At 65.4% G+C, this 14803-nt stretch carries 15 protein-coding genes; 1 reads left to right on the top strand and 14 read right to left on the bottom strand.

Annotation, left to right across the window (positions count from 1 at the left end; all coding sequences use genetic code 11):
* Window positions 1-12: 12 nt before the first annotated feature.
* The 4 genes from JQ603_RS28330 to JQ603_RS28315 all read right to left on the bottom strand — a co-directional run bounded on the left by JQ603_RS28330 (window position 13) and on the right by JQ603_RS28315 (window position 2784).
* The gene (locus tag JQ603_RS28330) at window positions 13-1359 is read right to left on the bottom strand and encodes a cbb3-type cytochrome c oxidase subunit I (protein ID WP_212344137.1); all 1347 of its coding nucleotides are present in this window, start codon (window positions 1357-1359) and stop codon (window positions 13-15) included.
* Between the two features lie 39 nt (window positions 1360-1398).
* Window positions 1399-1851 (bottom strand): c-type cytochrome, encoded by a 453-nt coding sequence (locus tag JQ603_RS28325; RefSeq protein WP_212344135.1) that lies wholly within the window; start codon window positions 1849-1851, stop codon window positions 1399-1401.
* Window positions 1852-1945: 94 nt separating this feature from the next.
* Window positions 1946-2206, bottom strand: a complete 261-nt coding sequence (locus tag JQ603_RS28320) for a cytochrome C oxidase subunit IV family protein (RefSeq protein ID WP_212344133.1) — start codon at window positions 2204-2206, stop codon at window positions 1946-1948.
* A 2-nt stretch (window positions 2207-2208) separates the two neighbouring features.
* Entirely contained in the window at window positions 2209-2784 is a 576-nt protein-coding gene (locus JQ603_RS28315) for a cytochrome c oxidase subunit 3 family protein (protein WP_212344130.1), read from the bottom strand.
* 132 nt (window positions 2785-2916) lie between these two features.
* On the opposite strand from JQ603_RS28315, the gene JQ603_RS28310 reads away from it, so the two are divergent.
* Window positions 2917-3072 carry a hypothetical protein gene (locus JQ603_RS28310; protein WP_200875155.1) on the top strand — a complete coding sequence of 52 codons (156 nt, stop codon included), beginning with the start codon at window positions 2917-2919 and terminating at the stop codon, window positions 3070-3072.
* 403 nt (window positions 3073-3475) lie between these two features.
* Here the strand turns inward: JQ603_RS28310 and mmsB are convergent, their stop codons facing one another.
* From mmsB to JQ603_RS28260, 10 genes are all read right to left on the bottom strand, one after another.
* Window positions 3476-4666 carry a multiple monosaccharide ABC transporter permease gene (gene mmsB / locus JQ603_RS28305; RefSeq protein WP_212344128.1) on the bottom strand — a complete coding sequence of 397 codons (1191 nt, stop codon included), beginning with the start codon at window positions 4664-4666 and terminating at the stop codon, window positions 3476-3478.
* Window positions 4663-6234 (bottom strand): multiple monosaccharide ABC transporter ATP-binding protein, encoded by a 1572-nt coding sequence (mmsA, locus tag JQ603_RS28300; protein WP_245003907.1) that lies wholly within the window; start codon window positions 6232-6234, stop codon window positions 4663-4665. The genes mmsB and mmsA overlap by 4 nt, the downstream gene beginning before the upstream one ends.
* 184 nt (window positions 6235-6418) lie before the next feature.
* A complete protein-coding gene (gene chvE, locus JQ603_RS28295) occupies window positions 6419-7492 on the bottom strand; it encodes a multiple monosaccharide ABC transporter substrate-binding protein (protein ID WP_212344126.1) in 1074 nt (357 codons plus the stop codon).
* Between the two features lie 73 nt (window positions 7493-7565).
* On the bottom strand, window positions 7566-8447 hold the full coding sequence (locus JQ603_RS28290; protein ID WP_212344125.1) for an SMP-30/gluconolactonase/LRE family protein: 882 nt from the start codon (window positions 8445-8447) through the stop codon (window positions 7566-7568).
* Window positions 8444-9523 (bottom strand): aldose epimerase family protein, encoded by a 1080-nt coding sequence (locus JQ603_RS28285; RefSeq protein ID WP_212344124.1) that lies wholly within the window; start codon window positions 9521-9523, stop codon window positions 8444-8446. The genes JQ603_RS28290 and JQ603_RS28285 overlap by 4 nt, the downstream gene beginning before the upstream one ends.
* Window positions 9524-9525: 2 nt before the next feature.
* Window positions 9526-10452 carry a Gfo/Idh/MocA family protein gene (locus JQ603_RS28280; protein WP_212344123.1) on the bottom strand — a complete coding sequence of 309 codons (927 nt, stop codon included), beginning with the start codon at window positions 10450-10452 and terminating at the stop codon, window positions 9526-9528.
* Window positions 10449-11225 carry a FadR/GntR family transcriptional regulator gene (locus tag JQ603_RS28275; RefSeq protein WP_212344122.1) on the bottom strand — a complete coding sequence of 259 codons (777 nt, stop codon included), beginning with the start codon at window positions 11223-11225 and terminating at the stop codon, window positions 10449-10451. The genes JQ603_RS28280 and JQ603_RS28275 overlap by 4 nt, the downstream gene beginning before the upstream one ends.
* The gene (gene yjfF / locus JQ603_RS28270) at window positions 11222-12202 is read right to left on the bottom strand and encodes a galactofuranose ABC transporter, permease protein YjfF (RefSeq protein WP_212344121.1); all 981 of its coding nucleotides are present in this window, start codon (window positions 12200-12202) and stop codon (window positions 11222-11224) included. The genes JQ603_RS28275 and yjfF overlap by 4 nt, the downstream gene beginning before the upstream one ends.
* Window positions 12199-13191: an ABC transporter permease gene (locus JQ603_RS28265; protein ID WP_212344120.1), complete on the bottom strand. Its 993-nt coding sequence runs from the start codon at window positions 13189-13191 to the stop codon at window positions 12199-12201. Before JQ603_RS28265 ends, yjfF begins: the two co-directional genes overlap by 4 nt.
* On the bottom strand, window positions 13188-14732 hold the full coding sequence (locus JQ603_RS28260; protein ID WP_212344119.1) for a sugar ABC transporter ATP-binding protein: 1545 nt from the start codon (window positions 14730-14732) through the stop codon (window positions 13188-13190). The genes JQ603_RS28265 and JQ603_RS28260 overlap by 4 nt, the downstream gene beginning before the upstream one ends.
* Window positions 14733-14803 lie beyond the last annotated feature (71 nt).

The raw sequence follows: 14803 nt of genomic DNA, 5'->3' as shown, positions 1-14803 counted from the left end.
CGCCGTGAGCGTTTACTCGGCCGGCTGCAGCGCGGCCGGAATGGCCACCGTCTTCTCGCGGCCCGGCACCAGCACGGCCCACACGAACATCAGCGCAGAGATCGCGACGAACACGCCCGACCCGAGCCGGATCCAGTAGAAGAAGGCGAGCTGATCCTGCACGTCCATGTAGCCTTGGCCGAGCACGCGCTGGAGATGGACCTGGACCACGCCGGCGAAGGTCAGCGCGAAGGTCATGGTCATCATGGCCGTGCACATGATCCAGAAGCTCGCCATGCTCAGCCACTGGTTATAGGGCGCGCGCCCCTTGAGCTGCGGGATCGCATAGGCCATCACCGACAGGTTCAGCATCACATAGGCGCCGAAGAAGGCGAGATGGCCGTGCGCCGCGGTGACCTGCGTGCCGTGGGTGTAGTAGTTCACCGAGGACAGCGTGTGCAGGAAGCCCCAGACACCGGCCCCTAAGAACGCCATCACCGAGCAGCCGACCGACCACAACAGCGCGGCGCGGTTCGGATGCTTGCGGCCGGCCTTCCAGGTCATCTGCACCGTGAAGATCACCATGGTGAAGAACGGCGCGACCTCCAACGTGGAGAACAACGAGCCGATCCACTGCCAGTAGCCGGGCGCGCCGATCCAGTAGAAGTGATGGCCGGTGCCGAGGATGCCGGAGAACAGCGCCAGCCCGATGATGACGTAGAGCCACTTCTCCACGACCTCGCGGTCGATGCCGTTGAGCTTGATCATGAGATAGGCGAGCACGGAGGCCATGATCAGCTCCCAGACGCCCTCGACCCAGAGATGGACGACGTACCACCAGTACATCTTGTCGACCGCGAGGTTCGCCGGGTTGTAGAAGGCGAACAGGAAGAAGATCGCAACGCCCCACAGGCCGAACAAGAGGATGTTGGTGACCGTGGTCTTGCGGCCCTTCAGCGCCGTCATGGTGACGTTGAACAGGAACATCAGGCAGACCACGACGATGCCGACCTTGATGATGAAGGGCTGCTCGAGGAATTCGCGGCCCTCGTGGTAGTGGAAGAGATAGCCGACCACGGCGACACCTGCCGCGCCGAAGAACATCCAGAACTGGATCTTTGCGAGCAGCGGGCTGTACAGCTCGGTCTCGGTTTCCTCGGGCAGCAGGAAGTAGGTCGCGCCCATGAATCCGATCAGCGACCACACGATCAGCGCGTTGGTGTGGATCATCCTGACGATGTTGAACGGCAGGAGCGTCGACAGCGTGTTGGGCAGGACGTAGATGGTTCCGGCGAGCAGGCCGAACAGGACCTGGGCCAGGAACAGCGTCAGCGCGCCGTAGAAATACAGCATCGCGACTTTCTGGGTTTGGTATTTCATCTCGGGTTCTCTCTGTCTTGAAAGAGGAATTCGGCCTGCTCAGCCCGCCTTGTTCGGCGGCCATTCCTGGCGCTTGATCGTCGAGGTCCATTGCAGGAAGTCGGCGAGGTCGTTGAGCTCCTGGTCGGTCAGGTCGAACTGCGGCATCTGCCGTCGGCCCGGCGCGCCAGAGGGCTGCGCCTGCATCCAGGCCTTCAGCGTCTCGCGCGCGCCGGCCGGATCCTCCTTGCCGCCCCAGCGATCCCAGACGTTGCCGACCTCGGGGGCGAAATAGGCGCCCTCGCCCAGCAGCGTGTGGCAGTTGATGCAGGAGTTCTTCTCCCAGACATGCTTGCCGCGCGCGACCGACGACGTCAGCGTCGTCGCATCGGTCGAGCTCGTGGCCATGTAGTAATGGCTGTGCGCCGTCAGCCCTATGAAGATGGCGAAGAAAAAGGCCGAGCCGCCGTAGAACACGTTTCGAGCGGCCGACTTGGTCAGGCGTTCAGCCATTGCCAATCCTTTCCGGTTGCTTCTGCGAAATAGCGATGCTGCGATTTATTGCCGCTTTGCCCGGCCCGTTCTTTGTCAGGGCGCAATGAGCGCGTCAGATCAGGGCGACGACGGCGGAAGCGAGCCAGGCAAGCAGCAGCACGATCAGGATCCAGGCGCTGACGAGGCCGCGCCAGAGCGCGGGCGCCGCGCGGAGATCGAGGAAATCGAGCGCGATCCGGCGGCCCTTGAGCGCGGCAAGCGCCAGCAGCAGTGCGTTGCCGAGCAGCGGACGCGGCATCAACGGCGGAATCAGGATGGTCGCGAGCGCGAGGCCGATCAGTGCGATCCAGGTGATATCGATACGATCCGGCATCGTCATTGCACCAGATAGAGAACCGGGAACATGACGATCCAGACCAGGTCGACCATGTGCCAGAAGGCGGCGCCCGTCTCCACGCCGGATACCTCAGCGCGGCGGCAGACCAGGGCGAGGATGACGATGCCGAGGCCGACGTGCAGGAGATGGAAGCCGGTCAGCAGGAAGTAGAGCGTGAAGAACGGGCTGGTTTCGAGCCCGACGCCTCGCCCGATTTCTTCCGCATATTCGGCGAGCTTGATTGCGATGAAGAGGCTGCCGAGCGCCATGGCGATGAGGAGCCAGCGGCGCGAAGCCCGCTTCGCATTGGCGCGCGCGGATTTGGTCGCCCTTGCCGCGGCCCAGCCGCTGGTCACCAGCACGATTGTGTTGAGGCCGGCGAGGTTCGAATCGAGCGTCGCCTGCCCGGCTGCGAACACCGCCGGATGAATCGCGCGCGCAACCACGAAGGCGCCGAGGAACAGGCCGAAGGCGACGAGCTCGCTGAAGATCAGCACCCAGATCATGGGATCGCCGGGGAGATCCTGCAAAATTCCCCAGCCGGTTTCCTGTTGTTCGCAGTCGGCCGTCGACATCGTCTCTCCGGATCAGGACACCGGCCAGACTTAGCCGACCCGTCGAGCTCGGAATTTGTCGCAGGACAAACTGGGAGACGCCGGCGCGCGTTAAGAACCGGCTCAGGGTTCCCAGAAGTGGCGAACGATCACATGAGTGATGCACAGATCGGGCTGATGACCGCGACCCCCATCATCATCGCCTTTGCGATCGCGCTGAGGCGAATGGGCGTGCTGTCGACGGTCGCGACCATATCGGCGGTGAGCCTCTCCGTCGCGATCGCGACGGTGCTGTTCACGACGCAGTAGGCGGGGCGGGCAAACGAATCCCCGTTCGAGGGGATCGATGATGGCAATGCGCGTGCGGGCAGCGCATCGCAGGGTTCAAAACAGGACAAAGGCCCCGATCAGCAGCCCCGCGGCAAAGGAGCAGAGTCCCAGGGTGGAGGCTGACACGATGCGGACGAGGGTGCGAAGTTTGTCCTCGTACTCTTCTTCCGTCATCTCATGGTACGGAGCCGTCATCGGCGCTGCCCTGCCCATGCCTTGCCCGGCGCCGCGGATTTATGCCCCAAATCATGGTGAAGGCGAGGCATTGGCCGCCGCCGCAATGCCGATACCGTGATCGAATTTGACGATAATTGTCGCAATCACCGCCGGGCGGACGCCGCGCGGAGGTGTGCTTATACCCACCCTTGCATTCGCGCGCGCCCTACCGCCGCTGGTTATACACATCGATGCACACCGCTCCCAGCAGCACCAGGCCCTTGATGACCTGCTGGTAGTCGATGCCGATGCCGAGGATGGACATGCCGTTGTTCATCACGCCCATGATCATGGCGCCGACCACCGCGCCGCCGACGCGCCCCACCCCGCCATAGGCCGAGGCGCCGCCGATGAAGCAGGCGGCGATGACGTCGAGCTCGAAGCCGAGGCCGGCCTTGGGCGTTGCGGTGTTCAGCCGCGCGGCGAAGACGAGGCCGGCGAGCGCGGCCAGCACGCCCATGTTGACGAAAGTGAGAAAGGTCAGCCGCTCTGTCTTGATGCCCGACAGGCTCGCCGCCTTGGCGTTGCCACCGACCGCATAGATCTGCCGGCCGATCACGGTGCGGCGGGTGACAAAGCCATAGAGCGCGATCAGCGCGGTCATGATCACCAGCACGTTGGGCAGGCCGCGATGCGAGGCGATCAGATAGGTGAAATAGAGCACGGCGCAGGCGAGCAGAATGCTCTTGCCGAGGAAAAACGCGTAAGGCTCGACCTCGATGCCGTGCGCCTGCTCCCGCGACCTTCCCTTGGCGCTGGCATAGACGAGGCCGAGCGCGAGCACGGCGCCGATCAGCATGGATGTCGGATGCAGCGTGCCGGCCTCGGGCAGCAGCTCCGGAATAAAGCCGGACGACAGTTTCTGGAAGGTCGGCGGGAACGGCCCGAGCGACTGGCCCTGCAACACGGCGAGAGCGAGGCCCTTGAACACCAGCATGCCTGCCAGCGTGACGATGAAGGACGGGATCTTGAAATAGGCCACCCAATAGCCCTGCGCCGCACCGATGGCGGCGCCGAGCGCGAGGCAGGCGATGAAGGCGAGCGTATAGTCGACCTTGTAGGTCACCATGAGCAGCGCCGCCACGGCGCCGACGAAGCCCGCGACCGACCCGACTGAAAGGTCGATATGGCCGGTGACGATCACCAGCAGCATGCCCAGCGCCATGATGACGATGTAGCTGTTCTGCAGCACCAGATTGGTGAGGTTGAGCGGCTGCAGCAGCGTGCCGCCGGTCATGACCTGGAAGAACAGCATGATCGCGATCAGCGACAGCAGCATGCCGTAATTGCGCAAATTGTTCTTGATGAAGCTGCCGTGCCGGCGCTCCTCGGGCAGCGATACCGTCTTGTCGGTCATGACCGCACAACTCCCATCTCCGCGGCCGCAGGCACGCCGTTGCTTCGTTCGTTGCGCATGATGGCGCGCATGATCTTTTCCTGTGTCGCTTCCGCGCCCTTGAACTCGCCGACGAAGGCGCCCTCGTTCATGACGCAGATGCGGTCGCAGATGCCGAGCAGCTCGGGCATCTCCGAGGAGACCACCACGACGCCGCGGCCGGCCTCCGCCAGCTCGTTGATGATACAGTAAATCTCGTATTTGGCACCGACGTCGATGCCCCTCGTCGGCTCGTCCAGGATCAGGACCTTGGGATCGGTCATCAGCCATTTCGACAGCACCACCTTCTGCTGGTTGCCGCCGGAGAGCTGGCCGGTCTCCTGGTAGACGTCGGAGCAGCGGATGCGCATGCGGTTGCGGTAGTCGCTGGCAACCTTCAGCTCCGCGATGTCGTCGATCACCCTGCCCGGCGCGACCTGGTCGAGGCTCGCCAGCGTGATGTTCTTGCGCACGTCGTCGGCGAGGATCAGGCCGAGCTGCTTGCGGTCCTCGGTGACATAGGCAAGCCCGGCATCGATCGCCGCGGCAACGCTCGGCAGCGCGATCTCACGGCCCTCGAGCTTGATACTGCCGCTGATATTGGTGCCCCAGGAGCGGCCGAACAGGCTCATGGCGAATTCGGTGCGCCCCGCCCCCATCAGGCCGGCGATGCCGACGACCTCGCCGCGCCTGACGCCGAAATTGACGTTCTTGATCACCTGCCGCTCGGGATGGATGGGGTGATAGACCGACCAGTTCGCGACGTCGAGCACGGGCTCCCCGATCTTCACGCTGCGCTCCGGGAAACGGTGCGCCATATCGCGGTTCACCATGCTGCGGATGATGCGGTCTTCCTGGATCGGCTCGGCATGGCAGTCGATGCTGTCGACGGTGCGGCCGTCGCGCAGCACGGTGATGTGGTCGGCGACCTTGGCGACCTCGTTGAGCTTGTGCGAGATCAGGATCGAGCCGATGCCCTGCTCGCGAAACGCCATCAGGCGTTCGAGCAGCGCGGCGCTGTCGGCCTCGTTGAGGCTCGCGGTCGGCTCGTCCAGGATCAGCATCCGCACGCGCTTGGACAGTGCTTTCGCGATCTCGACCAGCTGCTGCTTGCCGACGCCGAGATCGGTGATCAGGGTGTCAGGCGATTCCTTGAGACCGACCTGCGCCAACAGCTCGCGCGTGCGCCGGTAGACTTCGTCGCGGTCGATGACGCCGAACTTCGATGGCGGATGTGACAGGAAAATGTTTTCCGCGATCGACATCAGCGGGATCAGCGCCAGTTCCTGATGAATGATGATGATGCCGAGCGCCTCGGAATCGTTGATGTCGCGAAAGCGGCGCTCCTCGCCCTCGAAGACGATGGTGCCCTCGTAGCTGCCGTGCGGGTAGACGCCGCTCAGCACCTTCATCAGCGTCGACTTGCCAGCGCCATTCTCGCCGACGAGGGCGTGGATCTGCCCGGCCTGAACCGAGAAATTGACATCACGCAGCGCCTGCACTCCGGCAAAGCTCTTGCTGACGTTGCGCATCTCCAGCATGGCGGTCATGATTCACGTTCCTCGATCGCTGCTAGTTCACCTCTCCCCGCTTGCGGGGAGAGGTCGGATCGCATCGCGAGATGCGATCCGGGTGAGGGGGAGTCTCCGCGAGTCTCACTGTCACCTCCCTCGCGGAGGCTCCCCCTCACCCTAACCCTCTCCCCGCAAGCGGGGAGAGGGGAAAGAGAGAGACTTACTGGAACTGCGACTTCTTGTAGTAGCCGCTGTCGAGCAGGGTCTTCTCCCAATTGTCCTTGTAGACCACGACTGGCTTGAGCAGGTAGGACGGCACGGTCTTGACGCCGTTCTCGTAGGTCTTGGTGTCGTTGACCGTCACTTGCTTGCCGGCGAGCGCGGCACCGACCATGTCGGCGGTCACCTTGGCGAGGTCGCGGGTGTCCTTGAAGATGGTCGAGTATTGGTCGCCGCGCAGCATCGCCTTGATCGACGGTACCTCTGCGTCCTGACCCGAGATGATCGGCATCGGTTGGTCGGCGCTGCCATAGCCGACGCCTTTCAGCGAGGAGATGATGCCGATGGAGAGGCCGTCATAAGGCGACAGCACGGCGTTGACCTTCTTGTTGCCGTAGTAGGCGCTGAGCAGATTGTCCATGCGGGCCTGGGCGGTGGCGCCGTCCCAGCGCAGGGTCGCGACCTTGTCCATGCCCATCTGGCCGGACACGACGACGAGCTTTCCGCTGTCGATATAGGGCTTCAGCACGCTCATGGCGCCGTTGTAGAAGAAGTAGGCGTTGTTGTCGTCGGGCGAGCCGCCGAACAGCTCGATGTTGAACGGGCCCTTGCCGTCCTTCAGGCCGAGCCCCTGCACGATCGACTCCGCTTGCAGCACGCCGACCTGGAAATTGTCGAACGTCGCGTAATAGTCGACGTTCGGCGTGCCGCGGATCAGGCGGTCATAGGCGATCACGGTGATGCCTTTTGCTTTCGCCTGCTTGAGCACGTCGGACAAAGTGGTGCCGTCGATCGCGGCGATCACCAGCGCTTTCGCGCCCTTGGTCACCATGTTCTCGACCTGCGAGAGCTGGTTCGGAATATCGTCCTCGGCATATTGCAGGTCGGTGTTGTAGCCGCGCTCCTTCAGCACCTTGACCATGTTGTTGCCGTCGTCGATCCAGCGCGCCGACGACTTCGTCGGCATGGCGATGCCGACGGTTGCCTTGTCCTGCGCGGTGGCGGTGAGGCCCGTGGCCATCGTCGCAGCGCCGGCGAGCGCCAGCGCGAGGAAGGTCGTCTTCAGTTTCAGCATGTTTCACTCCCTTTGGGTGTCGGACTGTTTCTTCGTTTCGTCGAGAACGTAGTCGTGGGTTGCCTTTGGTCTCCTATGCGAGCTTGACGTCGGGCTCCGCGCGACCGCGCGCGGATGCTTCGAGCAGAAAGGTGCAGCCGGCTTGCGGATCGGCGGCGCGTGCCGCCGCGTCCATGTCCTGCCAGGCCGAGGTGACGAGCAGGCGTGACAGGTCGGGGCCGACGAAGGCGGGGCAGCTCGCCTGCTTCGCCGGCACGCTGAGCGAGCGAAGACGCTCGCCCTGCGGCGAGTAGACATCCACGCGGCTCGCGCCCCAGCACGCATTCCAGATCTGCCCGTCGGCATCGCACACCGAGCCGTCGAGGCCGCCGATACCACTATGGCGCAGCAGCACCTCCGGCTCGCCGCGCGGCAAGCCGGTCGCGGGATTGAGCGGCACGGCATAGAGCATGGCGCGCGGGGTGTCGGTGAAATAGCCGGTGGCGCCATCCGGCGAGAAGCAGATCGAGTTGGGAATGCTGATGCCGGGGAACAGGGTCGAGATCTTGCCGCGGTGGAGCGCATAGATCGCCCCAGCCTTTGGCTCGGCCTTCTTGCCCATGGTGCCGATCCAGAACGTGCCGGATTGATGCACGCGGCAATCGTTGGACCGCGTAGCCGGATTGTCCGCTTCGAGCGGACAGAACAGCGTCATCGCGCCGTCGGCGAGCTCGCGGATGTAGAGGCCGTCCTCCGCCACGATCAACTGCCTGCCGACATCGATGCGCCCGAGCGCGCTTGCCATCCGGCCGAGCGCGTGGATGCGGACAGAACCGCTGCTTAGCTGCGCCTCGAACAGCTTGCCCTCGCGAATGTCGAACCACCAGGCCGTGTCGGTGGTCACATCATAAGTCGGCCCTTCGCCGAGATGACAGTGCTCAGCCGATAGAACCGAAGTCGGCACCTGTTCCGTCATGGCGCCCTCACCCCAAAGCGATAGACGGTGTGATGCCGATAGACTTGGCCGGGATCGAGGCGCGGGCTCGGAAAGTCCGGCCGGTTCGGCGCGTCGGGCCAGATATGCGGCTCCAAACACATGGCGTCCGATTGCCGGATCAGCTTGCCGCCCTTGCCCGAGATCGTGCCGTCGAGATAGTTGCCGGAATAGACCTGGAGCCCGGGCTGATTGGTGAGCAGCTCCATGACGCGTCCCGAGCGCGGTGCCTCGAGCCGCGCCGCGAGCGCAAGCTTTCCCTCGCGGCCGAGGCAATAGGTGTGGTCGTAGCCCCTGCCGTTTCGCAATTGCTGATCGCTCTCGCGGATGCGCTCGCCCACCGATCTCGGTTCGCGGAAGTCGAACGGCGTGCCGGCAACGCTGCGCGGCGGCTCCGGCAACGGAATGGCGGTGGGATCGATCGCGAGGAAATTCTCGGCCGCGACCGTGAGTTTGTGGTCGAGGATCGGCGTGCCTGAGGTGGCGCCTTCCAGATTGAAGAAGCTGTGATTGGTCAGGTTGACGATGGTCGGCCGGTCGGTCCGCGCTTCCATCGTCAGCGACAGCTCGGTCGGGCCGGTGACGCGATAGGTCAGGCGCACGTCGAGCTTGCCTGGATAATTCTCCTCGCCATGCGGACTCGAATAGGTGAGCGTCACCGCGGGCTCGGCGCCCTCGTCGATTTCGGTAATCTCCCAGAGCTTGCGATCGAAACCGTCGAGCCCGCCATGCAGCGCGTTCGGACCGTTGTTGACGGGAAGCTGCACCGTCTCGCCATCGAGCGAGAACCGTCCCTTGGCGATGCGGTTGGCGTAGCGGCCGACGGTGGCGCCTAAAAACTTCCGTTCGGCGAGATAGCCGGCGAAGGCGTCATGGCCGAGCACGACGTCGTCGGTGCCACCTTTGGCGTCCGGCGCGATCAGCGCCTGGATCACCGCGCCGTGGGTGATGATGCGAGCCTCGAAGCCGCCCTCCCCGCGCAGCACGATGCGCTCGACCTTGCGGCCGTCGGGCAGCGTTCCGAAGACGTCTTGTTCTATTTTCCTTGAGCCGGCCATGTTCAGTCCACAAACGGTTCGACGATCGTGCGCTTGCCGAGCAAGAAAGAGTCGGCAACGAGACGCAGCGGCGCCAGATCGACATCGCTTGCGCCTGACGCCGCCAGCTTGACGAAGCGCTGGTACAGCTCGCGATATTCCTGATCGGGAGCATCCGCAATGGCCTTGCCGTCGACGGCCATCCGCCGGCCGCCGTCAGACAATGTCATCCGGCCCTGATCTGTTTCCACGAGGATATCCCAGCTCTGCGGGCCGGTCTGCCGGAAGTCGAATTCGGCGGTGATGGGCAGGCCGCCAATGTCCGTCAGGTTCAGCTTCGCGGCGATCGGCGCCTGGCAATTGGCGGGGAAGGCAAGCTCGGCCGCGGTGACGAACACGGGCTGCGGCAGGATGCGGGTCAGGATCGAGAGCGCGTTGATGCCGGGGTCGAACACGCCGAGGCCACCGGGTTCCCAGATCCAGGCCTGGCCGGGATGCCAGACGCGGACGTCTTCCTTCCAGTTGATGCGCACGGATTTGATCCGGCGGCTCGCCAGCCATTCGCGGGCCGGCTCGACCGCCGGTGCGTAGCGCGAATGCCAGGTCGCAAACAGCGTCCGCTTTGCTTCCGCAGCCATCGCGGTCAGCGGATCGAGCTCGGCAACGCCGGTGCCCGGCGGCTTCTCCAGCATGACATGCTTGCCGGCTGCGAGCGCCGTGGCGGCCTGGGCGCGGCGCACCTGCGGCGGCGTGCAGAGCGAGACGGCGTCGATCGGCGGACCTTTGTCCAGCAGCTCCTCGATGGTGGCGAAATGCGGCACGTCCGGCAGCGAAGCATTGCGGCTCGCCACCGCCGCGAGCGTTGCGCCCGGTGTCGCCGCGATCGCGCCCACATGCTGGTCCCGCGCGATCTTGCCGAAGCCGACGATGGCGATGCGAAGGTCTGTCACGCTTGTTCTCCGGTATCTGCCGACGGCAGCGACTCGGCCGGGGCGGTCTCGATCACCGTACCCTCGTGGCGGCGCATGCCGTTGTGAATGACATAGACCATGGCCTCGGACGCGGCATCCGCGTCGCCCGTGGCGATGGCATCGACGATCTTCTGGTGCCAGAGCAGCACGGTGTCGCGGTCCTCCGGCTCGACGGGGGCGCTGAGCAGGAACGAGGCGCGCAACGCGGCCTCGATGACATGGCCGATAGAACGCATGAACAGATTGCCGGAGGCGCGCGCCACGCCAACGTGAAGCGCGAGATCGGCATCGGCAAAGCCGACCGAGTCGGAGGCTTCACGCCGCATGCGATCCATGCAGCGGCGGAGCTCGGCGACGTCCTCCTCGGACCGCTGCACTGCTGCGAGCATCGCCGCGCGCGGCTCGACCGCCAGACGGATCTCGGCGAGGTCGTTGAGAAAGCGCTTGTCGATGCCGGCGTCGAGGTGCCAGGCCAGCACGTCGGCGTCGAACATGTTCCAGGCGCCGCGCTCGCGCACGACGGTGCCGACCCGCGCCTTGGTGGTGAGCAGGCCCTTGGCGACCAGCGTCTTCACGCTCTCGCGCAGCACCGGGCGCGACACCCCGAACATCGCGATCATCTCGGCATCGCCGGGCAGGCGCGTGCCTTCCGCGTAGCGGCCGGCGATGATGTCGACGCCGATCGAACGGGCGACCTCCGCATGGTTGGAGTGGGCCCGCCGGGTCGGGATCACGACGATGCGCGAAGTCATGACGCCGCTCCCACACGTTTCGCCGCCGGCCGGCGCGCCAGCGCGACCAGACCCTGCTGCAGCGCGATGAAGGCGAACAGTAGCACGCCGGTCGCGATCTTGGTCCACCAGCTCGACAGCGTCCCGTCGAAATTGATGTAGGTCTGGATCATGCCCTGGATCAATACGCCAAGGAAGGTTCCGATCACCGAGCCCTGCCCGCCCGTGAGCAGCGTGCCGCCGATCACGACGGCGGCGATGCTGTCGAGCTCGACGCCGACGGCAGAGAGCGAATAGCCGGCGCTGGTGTAGAAGGAGAAGACGATGCCGGCGATCCCCGCGAGCAGGCTCGACAGCATGTAGATCTTGATCGTCATCTTGCCGACGGCAACGCCCATCAGGCTGGCGGTGGTCCGGCTGCCGCCGAGCGCATAGACGTTGGCGCCGAACCTCGTGAGATGCAGCAGCAAGGCGCCGCCGATCACGATCGCGAGCATGATGATCGCGATCGCCGTCAGTCGTCCGCCGCCGGGCATGCGCAGCGCGAAGTCCGACACGGTCGAGTAGATCGGTGCCGTGATCGGCACCGATTCCGTCGAGAGCAGGAAGCTGGCGCCGCGAGCGAGGAACATCCCGGCCAACGTGACGATGAAGGGCGGCAGGTCGAAGACGTGGATCACCGCCCCCATCGCCGCGCCAAAAGCCGCCGAGAGCGCGAGGATGGCGACGAAGGCGACCAGCGGCGGCACGCCCCAGCGCTCGATGGCGAGCGCGACGAACACGGTGGTGAAGCCGATCACCGAGCCGACCGAGAGGTCGATGCCGCCGGAGATGATGACGAAAGTCATGCCGACAGCGACGATGCCGAGGAAGGCGTTGTCGGTGAGGAGATTGCCGACCACGCGGGTGGAGGCGATGTTGGGGAATTGCACGGCGCAAGCCGCGAAGCCTGCGACGAGCACGATGGCGGTGATGAGGACCGGCGGCAGGCCTTTCATGCTTTGGTCCCCCGCAGCCGCGCGGCGATCCCGGCGAGACCGGAGAATTTCGGCGATTGCAGCAGCAGCACCGCGAGCACCACCACCGCCTTGACCAGCAGGTTGAACTCCGGCGGATAGCCCGACAGCAGGATGCCGGTGTTCATGGTCTGGATGATCAGCGCCCCCAGCACCGCCAGCACGAGACTGAAGCGGCCGCCGAACAGCGAGGTGCCGCCGATCACGACGGCGAGGATCGCGTCGAGCTCGAGCCAGAGGCCGGCATTGTTGGCATCGGCACCCATGATGTCGGCGGCCGCGATCACGCCCGCGAGCGCGGCGCAGACGCCGCACCAGACATAGACCGAAAGGATCATGGCACGGGTGCCGACGCCGGCGAGCTCGCTCGCGCGCGCATTGCCGCCGGTCGCCTCGATCAGGAGACCGAGCGCGGAGCCGCGCACCACCGCGCCGGTGAGGATCAGCATCCCTAAGGCAATCACGACCGGCACCGGCAGGCCGAGCACCGAGCCATTGCCGAGCCAGACCAGATCCGGCGAGGAGAACGTCACGATGCGCCCTTCGGTGATGAGCTGGGCGATGCCGCGCCCGGCGACCATCAGGATCAACGTCGCCACGATCGGCTGCATGCCGAGCACGGCGACGAGAAAGCCATTCCACAAGCCGCAGACGAGGCCGGCCCCGAGCGCAGCCGCCAGCACGACTGGCAGGCCGTGGCTGTCAGCAAGACTTGCCGCGATCGCGCCGCAGATGGCCATGACCGCGCCGACGGAGAGATCGATGCCGCGCGTCGCGATCACCAGCACCATGCCGAGCGAGAGCAGCGCCACCGGCGTGCCGCGATTGAGCACGTCGATCAGGCTGCCGAACAGGCGGCCGTCCTGGAGGCGCAGGTCGAAGAATTGCGGCGACACCACGCGATCGACCGCGAGGATGACGATCAGCGCCAGGATCTGGGCAAGGCCGCGGCGCGGCAGCAGCGCTGTCATGTGTGGGCCTCAAGCGCAACAGTGACGCTATCGGCGGCAATGGCGGCGAGAATGTTGCCGACGTCGATCGCCTCGCCCGCGAGCTCCTCGATATGGGCGCGGTCGCGCAGCACGACGACGCGGTCCGAATAGGTCACGATCTCGTCGAGCTCGGAGGAGATCACGAGCAGCGAGAGCCCGTCGTCGCAAAGCTCGCGGATCAAGCGGATGATTTCGGCATGCGCGCCGACATCGATGCCGCGGGTCGGCTCATCCAGCACGAGAAGCCGCGGCGAGGTCGCGAGCCAGCGCGCCAGCAGCACCTTTTGCTGATTGCCGCCGGAGAGCAGGCCGACCGGGCGCTCCGGATCGGGCGGACGGATGTCGAGCATCTTGACGTAACGGCGCGCGATCTCGTCCTGCTCGCGGCGCGACAATGGCCGATGCAGTCCGCGCTTGGCCTGGAGCGCGAGCACGATGTTCTCGCGCACGCTGAGCTCGGCGACGATGCCGTCGGTCTTGCGCTCCTCCGGGCAATAGCCAAAGCCGTGGCGGACGCCGTCGCGCGGCGACTGCAGCCGGACGGCTGCGCCCTCCACCTTCGCCTGCCCGCGATCGGCACGCTCGGCACCGAACACCAGCCGCGCCGTCTCGGTACGGCCCGAGCCGAGCAGCCCGGCAAGGCCGACGACCTCGCCATGGCGCAGCTCGAGACTGAATGGCGCGACATAGCCGGCCTTGCCGTAATTCTCGAAGCTCGCACACACCTCGCGAACCTGATGCTCGCGCGTTGCCGCCCGCGCGCTGGTGGTTTCCGCAAGCTCGCGGCCGAGCATCATGCGGATCAGCTCGAGGCGCGGCAGCGAGGCGGTTTCGCGCTCGCCGACGAGGCGACCGTTGCGCAGCACAGTGATGCGGTCGGAGATCTCGTAAACCTGGTCGAGGAAGTGGCTGACGAAGACGATGCCGATGCCGCGCCGGGCGAGCTTGCGCATGATGCCGAAGAGGATCTCGACCTCGTGGCGGTCGAGGCTCGCGGTCGGCTCGTCCAGGATCAGCACGCGCGCGGAGAGATCCACCGCACGGGCAATCGCGGTGACGTGCTGGATGGCCACGGAATAATTGCCGAGCGGCGCGGCGACGTCGATATCGAGACCGAAATCGGCAAGCAGCGCCTTGGCGCGGCGGCGCATCTCGCCTTCGCGCACGATGCCGAAGCGCATCGGCTGGCGGTCGAGGAACAGGTTCTGCGCCACCGACAGGTTCGGCAGCAGATTGACCTCCTGGTACACGGTGGCAATGCCGGCCTGGAGCGCAGCCTTGGCCGAGCGCGGCGCGACCTCTTGGTCGCCGAGCCGGACGATGCCAGCATCGCGGGCGAATACGCCGGTGACGACCTTGATCAGCGTCGACTTGCCGGCGCCGTTCTCGCCGAGCAGCGCATGGATCTCGCCGGCGCGCAGCGTGAAGTCGACCTCCTGCAACGCACGCACCGCGCCGAAGCTCTTGCTGATCCCGCGCACCTCCAGCAGCGGCAGAGCAGGATCAAGGCTGTTTTCCATCGCGACGTCACTCCCACCGGCGCCCGCCATTGAAGCGGACACCCAGCCTATTCGCTCGCGCAGCGGTTTCG

The organism is Bradyrhizobium liaoningense (assembly GCF_018130825.1).
Lineage (GTDB): Bacteria > Pseudomonadota > Alphaproteobacteria > Rhizobiales > Xanthobacteraceae > Bradyrhizobium > Bradyrhizobium liaoningense_B.
The sequence above is the reverse complement of the archived record's forward strand: the minus strand, read 5'-3'. Positions and strand labels throughout refer to the sequence as shown.

Coding starts and splice junctions, on each gene's coding strand:
- JQ603_RS28330 (WP_212344137.1), bottom strand. CDS start 1,359: ATGAAATACCAAACCCAGAAAGTCGCGATGCTGTATTTCTACGGCGCG.
- mmsA (WP_245003907.1), bottom strand. CDS start 6,234: ATGACCGCCATGCTGGAGATGCGCAACGTCAGCAAGAGCTTTGCCGGA.
- JQ603_RS28260 (WP_212344119.1), bottom strand. CDS start 14,732: ATGGAAAACAGCCTTGATCCTGCTCTGCCGCTGCTGGAGGTGCGCGGG.
- chvE (WP_212344126.1), bottom strand. CDS start 7,492: ATGCTGAAACTGAAGACGACCTTCCTCGCGCTGGCGCTCGCCGGCGCT.
- JQ603_RS28325 (WP_212344135.1), bottom strand. CDS start 1,851: ATGGCTGAACGCCTGACCAAGTCGGCCGCTCGAAACGTGTTCTACGGC.
- yjfF (WP_212344121.1), bottom strand. CDS start 12,202: ATGAAAGGCCTGCCGCCGGTCCTCATCACCGCCATCGTGCTCGTCGCA.
- JQ603_RS28285 (WP_212344124.1), bottom strand. CDS start 9,523: ATGGCCGGCTCAAGGAAAATAGAACAAGACGTCTTCGGAACGCTGCCC.
- mmsB (WP_212344128.1), bottom strand. CDS start 4,666: ATGACCGACAAGACGGTATCGCTGCCCGAGGAGCGCCGGCACGGCAGC.
- JQ603_RS28310 (WP_200875155.1), top strand. CDS start 2,917: ATGAGTGATGCACAGATCGGGCTGATGACCGCGACCCCCATCATCATC.
- JQ603_RS28290 (WP_212344125.1), bottom strand. CDS start 8,447: ATGACGGAACAGGTGCCGACTTCGGTTCTATCGGCTGAGCACTGTCAT.
- JQ603_RS28315 (WP_212344130.1), bottom strand. CDS start 2,784: ATGTCGACGGCCGACTGCGAACAACAGGAAACCGGCTGGGGAATTTTG.
- JQ603_RS28320 (WP_212344133.1), bottom strand. CDS start 2,206: ATGCCGGATCGTATCGATATCACCTGGATCGCACTGATCGGCCTCGCG.
- JQ603_RS28265 (WP_212344120.1), bottom strand. CDS start 13,191: ATGACAGCGCTGCTGCCGCGCCGCGGCCTTGCCCAGATCCTGGCGCTG.
- JQ603_RS28275 (WP_212344122.1), bottom strand. CDS start 11,225: ATGACTTCGCGCATCGTCGTGATCCCGACCCGGCGGGCCCACTCCAAC.